Consider the following 10,423-nt stretch of genomic DNA (forward strand, 5'->3'; position numbering starts at 1 on the left):
AAGGTATTGGGCGCGCACCGGGTGTCATCGTGTTGTAAGGTGGATAAGCGTGAGCGTCATCCACCTTTTACTTGAGAGCCAACTGCGGTTTTACCGCCATCCCTCGCACGACCATCCAATACGCCAGCATAATCGCCACCATCAACACTACAAACAACATAAACGGCGGCATCCAGGTCAGCATTAAGCCAGTGAACAGCGGGTTACATGCGCCACCTAACCACCCCAGTTGCTGTGCCGAGAAATAACTCGCTTTCAATCCCGCAGGGGCGATGTTATCCACCAGCATGTATTCGCCAGGGGCAAAAATCAGCTCCCCAATAGTAAATACTGCGGCCGACAAACCCCATAACAGCAGGTTGTCGCCCGAAATCATAAAGCCTGCCAGTCCTGCCATAAAAAATAGCGTGCCGTAGCCCATCAGCTTTTTGATGTTGTCCGGGCGAATACGTTTGCCGACCATGTATTGAAAAGCCACCACGACCATTGCATTGACGGGTAACACCACACCCACCACGTTCTGCGCCAGATTCGAGTCCGAGACGGCAATGGCATACTGCGATAAACAGGCGGCAAAAGAGCCGAATACCAGTGAACCGAGGAAGGACGAAAGGGTGAAATACATCAGCGACTTATCTTTGAGCATCAGGCTCGGAGAAAGCCTGACGCTGCTGCTTTGCTGGATTTCGCTCACCGGCACGCTATGTACATAACGGCTAATCACGATAAACGGAATGATTGCCGTCAGGCCGGATAACCAGAATGGCAGGTTGGTGCTGTAAAGCACCGCCAACGTGCCAATCGGTGGGCCAACCGTCCAACCAATATTGGCGAAGGTATAATTGAGCGAGAAGATTTTAGGTTTCTGGTGAATTTCCAGTGTGTCGGCGAAATAGCCCTTCAGCACGGTCGCAAAGACCGAATAGGCGCAGTTAATTAGCGAGTAAAACACCACCACTAAAATGGCATTATTGACCAGAGGGATGGCCACAAATCCACCGAGGAAAATAACAATCGCCAGCAGCATGCATTTTTTCTTATCGAAGCTGTCCGCCAGGATGCCAAACCAGAGACTAAAAACCACGCCTGCGGTGAGCGCAATCGTCAGCGCCATACCAATTTCCGTTAACGGCATGGTGTACTGCTGGGAAAGGTAAATGGTCATGAAGGGTAGCGTCAGCCCGCGACCTACCGTAAGCAGCAGTGAAGAGAGCAGTAAAACGCTGATGGAGAGTTGCTTGCCGGAAAAACGCGTCGTTAAAGAAACCATTTTATCGATTGTTTTTACTGATGATTAATTGGGGGGATTCAGATTTAGCATGAAGATTTGGTGAAGTATAGACGCTGTTTTTCAGGAGTTGCTTTCTGTACTTCGATGCGCGTCCGCCGATTTTGTCTTTGGCTTGAGGGTTCGCAGGGCGGTGGTGAGCTAGCACTGGCGGGTGCGATGAGAAATACCCGCCAGCAGTCAATAATCAGTTGTCGTTTTCTTGATAGTAGGGCGTACCCAACCATTCGGACTTATCGCCCATGATATGGCTGTTGTCGACATGGTTATCAGAGGTTGGGATAATCATGTTGCCTTGATTGGCTTGCGTGGCATTGAATTGACTTGATTGCTCCGCCAGAGCATGAGTGGAAGCCAGAATCAAAAGCAGGCTTGCAGCGGAGATAAAACGTTTCATAAATCCTCGGTGTCTGAGTGAACAGACGGTTGCATAGCATTTGTTAACAGTGTTAATGATTTAGCGGATGAATGTACTTTCCTTCACCACCTGAACACGCAACGCGGTAGCGATGAGGAGGTACAGAAAAGTAATTCTTGAACGTGCGGGTAAGTGTCTGTTGTGACTCAAATCCGTATTGTTCTGCTAAATAGAGAATCGGCTCGTTGCTTTGTTTCAACTTGAGAGCGATCTCAGTCAATTTGCGATTGCGGATGTATTGGCCTAATGAATGACCGGTTTCTTTTTTAAACATCCTTTGCAGGTGCCACTTTGAGTAGCCAGAACGCTGCGAAACCTTCTCAAGTGACAGAGGGTTTTCCAGGTTCTCTTCAATCCAGTCCAAAATACTTTGAATTGTTATTGAATCATTGTTCCGTCTGGACATCGTTTCACCTCTTTTCAGGTTTACGGTAATACCTTGGATAGCAAGTGATAAAGCGTATCGGCTTCATCGGCTGTCAGGTTTTTGATCAGTTCTTGATGCATGCTTTGCCCCAAAAGACTGCGGCACTTTTCGCAAAGCGTTTTTCCTGCAGGCGTTAGCCGTATCAGCACACCGCGCTTGTCGTTTGGATTAGGTAAACGTTCAATCCATCCCTTACATAACAAGCGGTCTAACATGCGAGTTAACGCACCCAGATCAACGGAAAGTGCTTTTTTCAACGCCATCGGGGTAATGCATTCTTCACGGTAGATGGAGCAGAGCACTTTAAATTGCGGTGAGGTGACATCCAGCGGGGAAAGATGCTCGTTGAGCAGGCGATCCTTGTACTGGTTAACCATATAGATCAGCTGCCCGAGCGGGATCATTTCGTTAAACAGATTGTTAGTGTTTGTCATTTGATTGCCCAGGCAAGTACATTTAATCACGGCAGATATTATTGCTCAGGCAACTATAAGTCAACCTGATGAATCGCTGATGACACGAATTGCTAAAACGCTTCAGCTTTAACAATAAGGCAAATCCTTTAACGAAAATCACCAACGTTGGCTGCTATACTCAGCAACGCAAAAGCAACCGACGTTAAGGACTCAATATGGTGGAATTGATTAAGGCCGTAGGCTTGGGGCTGGTGGTGTTATTACCGCTGGCGAACCCATTAACCACGGTAGCATTGTTCCTTGGTCTCGCCGGAGATATGAACAAACAGGCACGTGATAAAACCGCGATGATGGCGTCAGTCCACGTGTTTATTATCATGATGGTTGCGTATTACGCCGGTCAGGTTGTGATGAATACCTTTGGTATTTCCATACCCGGCCTGCGTATTGCTGGGGGATTAATTGTTGCTTTCATTGGTTTTCGGATGTTGTTCCCGCAGCCAAAGGGGCATGAATCACCGGAAGCCGACAGCAAAGCTGAAGAACTGATAGAAGAACCGGATACCAACATTGCCTTTGTTCCGCTTGCCATGCCTAGCACGGCGGGGCCAGGTACCATCGCAATGATCATCAGTTCATCGTCAACGATTGAACACGGTGTCGATTTTCCCTATTGGGTTGTGCTGGTGGCGCCACCATTAATCTTTGCCTTGGTGGGGATTATCTTGTGGGGGAGTTTACGTAGCTCTGGCGCGATTATGCGAGTTGTGGGTAAAGGCGGAATCGACGCGATTTCCCGTCTGATGGGCTTCTTATTAGTCTGTATGGGCGTGCAGTTTATTATTAACGGCGTGTTGGAAATAATTACCCATTTCCCTGGGTAATCACTGGCTGTCAGAATCATTAAGAGTAAGAAAAGGGATGTCGGGTGAGTCTTGCACCACCCGACATCACGATTAACTGTGCTGCGGTTGTTCTTCTAAAGACACCGGCCAGCGGCGGAAGATCAACACCGAGGCGATAAGCGCGACCAGTGCAGGAACGGCACCGACCAGGCCGATGCTGGACATATCAAAATGCAGACTCACCTGATTCCCCACCAATGCCCCCGCGCCAATCCCGATATTAAAAATCCCCGAGAATAAAGCCATTGATACATCGGTTGCATCCGGTGCCAGCGCCAGAACTTTCACCTGCATGCCAAGGGTAAGGAGCATGATGGCAATCCCCCAGAACAGGCATAACAGCGTGAGGTGAGTGATATTTTGCGCGGCAGGTAACAGCAACGCGAGACACAGCACCAACAAACCGACCGAACCACTGACGAGCGTGGAGGAATGTCGATTACCAAATTTACCAAACATCACGCTACCGATAATCCCGGCACCACCCAGCACCAACAGCAGGAAGGTTGCCATATTGGCACTTAACCCCCCCACGGTTTGCACAAACGGCTCAATGTAGCTGTAAGCCGTGTAATGCGCGGTGACAACCACCGCAACTAACGCGTATATGCTGACCAATGCCGGGCGCTTGAATAGCAGGGGCAAACTTTTCAGCGAACCCGAATGTTCACTTGGCAATTTAGGCAGCAGTTTCATCACACAGAACAGCGTAATGGCCGCGATCACGCCAATGGCGAAGAAGGTGGTGCGCCAGCCGAAATACTGCCCGACGATTCGCCCAAGTGGCAAACCTAGCACCATGGCCAGCGCTGTACCGGTGGCAATTAAACTCATCGCCTGTGCTTTTTTGCCTGCCGGTGCCATACGAATCGCCAGCGATGCGGTAATTGACCAGAAAATAGCGTGGGCAAAAGCGATACCAATGCGGCTAATCACCAGAACGGTAAAGTTCCAGGCGACGAACGAGAGCACGTGGCTTGCGATAAACACAATGAATATGCTGACTAACAGCCGCTTTCGTTCGACCTTGCTGGTCAATAACATAAAGGGCAGAGACATCAGCGCCACCACCCATGCATAGATAGTCAGCATGATCCCGACCTGCGCAGTTTGCATGCCAAAACTATCAGCGATGTCAGACAGCAAACCCACCGGAACAAATTCTGTGGTGTTAAAAATAAAGGCTGCGACAGCGAGCGTAACGACGCGTAACCACGCCGTTTTGCGTGAAACATTGCTTATTGTCATAAATGGTGTTCGCGCTGGTAAGTAAAAGGATGGAGAGAAGGTGATCATAAAACCATCAATCCAGGCGTACAACCAATTTTGTGATTTAAGTCTCATTAAATTGTAAAAATATTCGGGGATCCCAGGCCATGTTGCGCAGTTAAGGGGCTTGTTCCAGTAGCCCGATAAACGCATCGAGTTGTCGGGTTTTCGCACCGCGTCGCCAGATAAGCCAGGTATTCAGGAATCGCCAGTCTTCGGGCAGTGGCGATATGGAAACCTGATGACTACCTGGCATACTTTCCAGCATGCTTCGGGGCATCAGTGCAATTCCGGCTCCGGCAATGACGCACGCCAGCATGCCGTGGTAAGACTCCATCTCATGAATTTTCCCCGGCACCGATTGCTGGTCGTGGAACCAGTTTTCGAAATGCCGCCGGTATGAACAATTTGCCCGAAACGCATAAATACTGGCGCCGCTGACTTGTCTGGCTTGGGTAATCACCGCGTGGTCTGCGGAGGCGACAATCACCATTTCTTCTTCATAGACCGAAAACCCTTCCAGTAACGGATGTAGGATTGGGCCATCGACAAAGGCCGCAGACAGCCGCCCATCCAGCACACCTTCAATTTGGTCGCCTGATGGCCCCGTGGCTAACGAGAGCTGAATTTTGGGGAAACGCTGGTTAAAGGTCGCTAACACGTTGGGAATCCGCACGGCGGCGGTACTTTCCAGCGAACCGAGCGTCAAGATACCTTGTGGTTCATCGCCTGAAACCGCCATACGGGCTTCATCAACTAACGCCAGAATACGTTTGCTGTAGCTCAGAAAGCTGTGTCCGGCGGGAGCCAGACGCAAACGTTGGTTTTCACGGATGAACAACTCCACACCGAGATCGGCCTCAAGTTGCTTAATACGGGTGGTGAGATTAGACGGGACACGATGCACCTTAACCGCCGCCGCGCTGATGCTGCCGGTTTCGGCAACCGCATTAAACATTTCAAGCTGGGTGAGATCCATAAACCTTTCTCAATATGTGAATGACTCACTCATTATTATTCATTTTTCATGATTGTCACTCAGGATTAAAGTGTGTCCATCAACGCAACCGTGGGGGCATCATGAACACACACGCTATTTCTATTAATCCGGCTAACGGCATTCAGCTGTCAGCAACCGCTTTTGAGTCGGCGCAACAGTTAGATAATGCGCTTGCCGGGAATCACTCGGCTTTTAAAATCTGGCGTGATGTACCGCTGGCGGAACGCGCCGCGAAGTTACGCGCACTTGGCGCTGCGCTGCGCAACAATGCTGAAGCTGTGGCGCAAATGATCACGGCAGAAATGGGCAAACCTATCGCCCAGGCTCGTAGTGAAGTGGCTAAATCGGCAAATTTATGTGACTGGTACGCAGAACACGGCCCGGCAATGTTAGCAAGCGAAAGTACATCGGTGGAAAACCAGCAGGCGGTGATTGAGTATCGTCCATTGGGCGTTATTTTGGCGGTGATGCCGTGGAATTTCCCGCTCTGGCAAGTGTTGCGCGGTGCAGTACCGATCCTTTTAGCAGGAAACAGTTATGTGCTCAAGCCTGCGCCGAACGTGATGGGTTGTGCGCAGCTTATCAAACAGTTGTTTGACGAAGCAGGCTTCCCGCAAGGGGTATTTGAAGTCATCAATGTGACGCCCTCGGGCGTAAGCCAGGCGATTAGCGACGTGCGGGTTGCGGCGGTTACGGTAACGGGGAGCGGACGTGCAGGTGCGGCGATTGGCGCGCAGGCGGGTGCCGCGTTGAAAAAATGTGTTCTGGAGTTAGGCGGTTCCGATCCGTTTATCGTGCTTAATGACGCTGACCTTAATGAAGCGGTAAAAGCGGCAGTAGCAGGACGTTATCAGAATACCGGGCAAGTCTGTGCGGCGGCGAAACGCTTCATTATTGAAGAAGGCGTTGCCCAGGCATTCACTGAACAATTCATCACCGCGGTACAGGCATTGAAAATAGGCGAGCCTACTGACGACACCACGTATATTGGGCCAATGGCGCGATATGACCTGCGTGATGAACTGCATCAACAGGTGACAACGTCACTAAATCAAGGTGCGAAATTGCTATTGGGTGGTGAGAAACTGGCGGGTGAAGGGAATTACTACGCGCCAACTGTCCTGGGGAATGTCACGCCGGAGATGCTGGCGTTTCGCGAAGAGTTGTTTGGGCCGGTGGCAACGATTACCGTGGCTCGGGACGCCGAACAGGCTCTGGAGTTGGCCAATGACAGTGACTTTGGCCTTTCTGCCACGTTGTTTACCGCAAATACTGAGTTAGCAGGCGAGTTCGCCGCTCGTCTTGAATGCGGTGGAGTATTTATCAACGGCTATAGTGCCAGTGACCCGCGCGTGGCATTTGGCGGCGTGAAGAAAAGCGGTTTTGGCCGCGAGCTTTCACATTTTGGTTTGCATGAGTTCTGTAACGTGCAAACCGTGTGGAAAGACCGGCTCTAGAGAATAGGTGGGTAAGCGGCCATGCTGCCCGCCACGTCAAGCCTGTCATCTCCCGGCTGTTACGCGATGAATCTCCTCGTCTCGGAAGTGCCGTTGCGCGTTTTCACCTGCCTGTGATGAACTGCGTCTGATATACTGGCGGGCGTAAAATACCCGCTATTCAGGAGTTTGCAGTGCCAGGTCCGTTAGATAATCAATTGCTCGAAGATATTCTTGCGCAGGTTCGGCCCCTGATTGGTCAGGGTAAAGTTGCTGATTACATACCGGCATTGGCTGAAGTTCCTGGCAATAAACTGGGAATTTCAGTTTGTACTGTCGATGGCGAGGTATTTAGCGCCGGGGATGCGGCAGAGCGATTCTCCATCCAATCCATTTCAAAAGTGCTGAGTCTGTCGCTTGCCATGGCGCGTTATGACGAGCACGAAATCTGGACGCGCGTGGGTAAAGAACCTTCGGGGCAGCCCTTCAATTCATTACTCCAGTTGGAGCTTGAGCACGGCAAACCCCGTAACCCGTTTATTAATGCCGGGGCGTTGGTGGTGTGTGATATGTTGCAGACCCGCTTGAGCGCGCCGAAACAGCGAATGCTGGAAGTGGTGCGGGCAATGGCGGAACAACCCCTTCTGGCATACGACACCCGCGTTGCAAAATCTGAGTTCGAGCATTCGGCGCGTAATGCGGCCATCGCCTGGCTGATGAAATCCTTTGGTAATTTTGATAATGACGTCATCACCGTCTTGCAGAATTATTTCCACTATTGCGCGCTGAAAATGAGTTGCAATGAACTGGCGAAAACCTTTTTATTTCTGGCGAATCAGGGGCGTGCATTGCACCTTGAAGAACCGATTATCACGGCGCAACAAGCCAGACAGATCAATGCGCTGATGGTCACCAGCGGGATGTACGATGGTGCCGGTGAGTTTGCGTATCGGGTAGGAATGCCCGGTAAATCAGGTGTCGGCGGGGGGATTATCGCCATTGTGCCGCATGAGATGTCTATTGCGGTCTGGTGCCCAGAGTTGGATACCTCGGGTAACTCGTTAGCCGGAACCGCTGCACTGGAAATTTTGGCACAACGAATTGGCCGCTCAATCTTTTAAATTTTGACACAAGTTTCACACTTACTGGTTGGCCGCAAGGTGAACCAGATAAAACATGCTAAGATAAATCTTATTTTTTCACGCATCCTGGCGTGTAAAATCTTTACGCAGTACATGCATAATTATGAGCAAAAAAAACAGCATGTTAAATAAAAGTCACTTTGAGTTTTTTTCGCCCAAAAAATATTTGGATAACGCGGTTAAATTATTTGTCATTACCACATTGTTCTATTTTTTTGGCGCATCACTTCGCCTGATTGATGAGCTGTCGCTGTTCTGGCCGCTCAATGCGGTGCTGGCGGCGGTGTTTCTACGCAACCCGTTCCTGAATCGCCCCTTTTATTACGTTATTTGCTATAGCGCAATGGTGGTGTATGACGCCTTCACGACGAGTTGGGGATGGCAATCGGCAATAATCAACCTGTCGAATATGGTATTTATTGTTGTCATCGCCCAGTTATTACTGCGATATTCCAGGGCACAAGATGAAAACAATTGGGCGCTCAATGCGTTTAATCTTTTTTATACTTGTCTGATAGGTTCACTGCTCAGTTCTTTATTAGGTTCAATAGGATCAACTGGCCCAGCGTCAGATTATCGTCATTTCATTTCGCTATTTGCTGACTGGTTTAGCGAACAATTTTCGACCGGCGTTTTGATGATGCCATTTTTGCTGATGGCGAACTGGCCGCAGTGGAAGACGTTACCCGATTTTCATCTGTCGAAAATTTACCCCGTGCTGGGCGTTATCATTTCGGTTATCGCATCGGTTGCAGTTGGTGGTGCAGGTAGCCTGGCGTTTCCGTTGCCAGCCCTCATCTGGTGTGCAATTCGTTATCCTTTGCCCGTGACCGCGTTGGTGACGTTATTAACAGGTGGGGCGGAGATTATTTTATTGGCTCACTCCATCATCGCAATTTACCCCGATAAACAATTGGTGGTGAATGGGATGTTCTCCGCACGTCTTGGAATTGCCACGATGGCGATTTGCCCGCTTATCGTTTCCGTCAGTGTTGATGCGATTAATCGGCTGATTAAACAGGTCTCGCTGCGGGCCGATTATGACTATCTCACTGGTGTTTATTCCCGTTCCGGTCTTTATGAAGCACTGAAATACAAAATGCCATTGATGCATCAACCTCACCAAAAACTCTGCGTCATGCTGCTGGATATTGATTACTTCAAACGCATTAATGACAGCTTTGGTCACGAATGCGGTGATGTTGTGTTAACCGCTTTTGCCAACCGTTTATCGAAAATTGTGGGCGAGAGGGGGTTGGTGGCGCGTCTTGGCGGCGAAGAGTTTGTGGTGGCTTGTAGCGTTTTCTCAGACGAGGAAGGTCTCGAAATAGCGGAGCAAATCCGTAAGGATATTGAACTCACTGCGTTTCGTAATCAGCAACAAACGCTGTTTATCACCGTGAGCATTGGCCTTGCGGCAACGATACCGGAAGAACAGACTCTGCTCGATACGTTTAACTCGCAACTCGCGAAAGCTGATGAGTATTTGTATCTGTCTAAACGTAATGGGCGCAATCAGATCAGCACGGCAAACAGTTAACCAGACAAAAGCAAGAGTTGTTGTACCAAAAATAATTGGTATAACAACTCTTGTTTGATCAAAACGGGGTTTCACTTTGTTGGGTTCTGATAATTTGTTTGGGATATTTCTAGTCGTTCATCCTGTACACACCAAGGAACAACATAGTGAAAACTCTAAATCGTCATGATTTCCCTGGCGCTCAATATCCTGAACGTATTATCCAGTTTGGTGAGGGCAACTTCCTGCGCGCTTTCATTGACTGGCAAGTCGATTTACTCAATGAACATACGGACTTAAATGCGGGCGTGGTGATTGTACGTCCGATCGACAGTGCATTCCCACCGTCATTATCAACCCAGGATGGGCTTTACACCACGGTTATCCGTGGCCTGAACGAGCAGGGCGAAGCGGTAAGTGACGCACGTCTGATTCGCTCAGTAAACAGAGAAATCAACGTCTATCAAGAGTACGACGCGTTCCTTAAGCTGGCACATAACCCAGAGATGCGTTTTGTGTTCTCCAACACCACCGAAGCGGGTATCAGCTACCACGCGGGCGATAAATTTGCAGATGCGCCAGCGGTAAGCTATCCGGCTAAAC

General features: G+C 49.7%; 10 protein-coding genes and 1 pseudogene. 5 read left to right on the forward strand and 6 right to left on the reverse strand.

Features of this window, described 5'->3' with window-relative positions; all coding sequences use genetic code 11:
* Positions 1-67: 67 nt before the first annotated feature.
* From ydeE to marR, 4 genes are all read right to left on the reverse strand, one after another.
* The gene (gene ydeE / locus VJY99_RS11145) at positions 68-1,270 is read right to left on the reverse strand and encodes an efflux MFS transporter YdeE (protein ID WP_324118417.1); all 1,203 of its coding nucleotides are present in this window, start codon (positions 1,268-1,270) and stop codon (positions 68-70) included.
* A gap of 205 nt (positions 1,271-1,475) precedes the next feature.
* Complete coding sequence (gene marB / locus VJY99_RS11150) at positions 1,476-1,685, reverse strand: multiple antibiotic resistance regulatory protein MarB (protein WP_324118419.1); 210 nt, start codon at positions 1,683-1,685, stop codon at positions 1,476-1,478.
* A gap of 52 nt (positions 1,686-1,737) precedes the next feature.
* Positions 1,738-2,112, reverse strand: coding sequence for an MDR efflux pump AcrAB transcriptional activator MarA (gene marA / locus VJY99_RS11155; RefSeq protein WP_324118421.1), 375 nt, complete (start codon positions 2,110-2,112; stop codon positions 1,738-1,740).
* Between the two features lie 20 nt (positions 2,113-2,132).
* Entirely contained in the window at positions 2,133-2,567 is a 435-nt protein-coding gene (gene marR / locus VJY99_RS11160; protein WP_324118422.1) for a multiple antibiotic resistance transcriptional regulator MarR, read from the reverse strand.
* Between the two features lie 197 nt (positions 2,568-2,764).
* On the opposite strand from marR, the gene VJY99_RS11165 reads away from it, so the two are divergent.
* Positions 2,765-3,433 (forward strand): MarC family NAAT transporter, encoded by a 669-nt coding sequence (locus tag VJY99_RS11165; RefSeq protein ID WP_324118424.1) that lies wholly within the window; start codon positions 2,765-2,767, stop codon positions 3,431-3,433.
* A 72-nt stretch (positions 3,434-3,505) separates the two neighbouring features.
* Here the strand turns inward: VJY99_RS11165 and VJY99_RS11170 are convergent, their stop codons facing one another.
* Both VJY99_RS11170 and ptrR read right to left on the reverse strand, forming a co-directional pair.
* Positions 3,506-4,702 carry a sugar transporter gene (locus VJY99_RS11170; RefSeq protein ID WP_324118426.1) on the reverse strand — a complete coding sequence of 399 codons (1,197 nt, stop codon included), beginning with the start codon at positions 4,700-4,702 and terminating at the stop codon, positions 3,506-3,508.
* Positions 4,703-4,841: 139 nt separating this feature from the next.
* Complete coding sequence (gene ptrR / locus VJY99_RS11175; protein ID WP_324118428.1) at positions 4,842-5,702, reverse strand: putrescine utilization regulator PtrR; 861 nt, start codon at positions 5,700-5,702, stop codon at positions 4,842-4,844.
* A gap of 101 nt (positions 5,703-5,803) precedes the next feature.
* Here ptrR and sad point away from each other — a divergent pair, with 101 nt between their 5' ends.
* The 4 genes and pseudogenes from sad to VJY99_RS11195 all read left to right on the forward strand — a co-directional run.
* Positions 5,804-7,180, forward strand: a complete 1,377-nt coding sequence (sad, locus tag VJY99_RS11180; protein ID WP_324118431.1) for a succinate-semialdehyde dehydrogenase — start codon at positions 5,804-5,806, stop codon at positions 7,178-7,180.
* 173 nt (positions 7,181-7,353) lie between these two features.
* A complete protein-coding gene (gene glsB / locus VJY99_RS11185) occupies positions 7,354-8,280 on the forward strand; it encodes a glutaminase B (protein WP_324118433.1) in 927 nt (308 codons plus the stop codon).
* A gap of 142 nt (positions 8,281-8,422) precedes the next feature.
* The gene (locus VJY99_RS11190) at positions 8,423-9,841 is read left to right on the forward strand and encodes a diguanylate cyclase (protein WP_324118435.1); all 1,419 of its coding nucleotides are present in this window, start codon (positions 8,423-8,425) and stop codon (positions 9,839-9,841) included.
* Positions 9,842-9,987: 146 nt separating this feature from the next.
* A pseudogene (locus VJY99_RS11195) lies at positions 9,988-10,423 on the forward strand (tagaturonate reductase); the annotation flags it as partial.

Source organism: Buttiauxella sp., assembly GCF_035271705.1.
GTDB lineage: Bacteria > Pseudomonadota > Gammaproteobacteria > Enterobacterales > Enterobacteriaceae > Buttiauxella.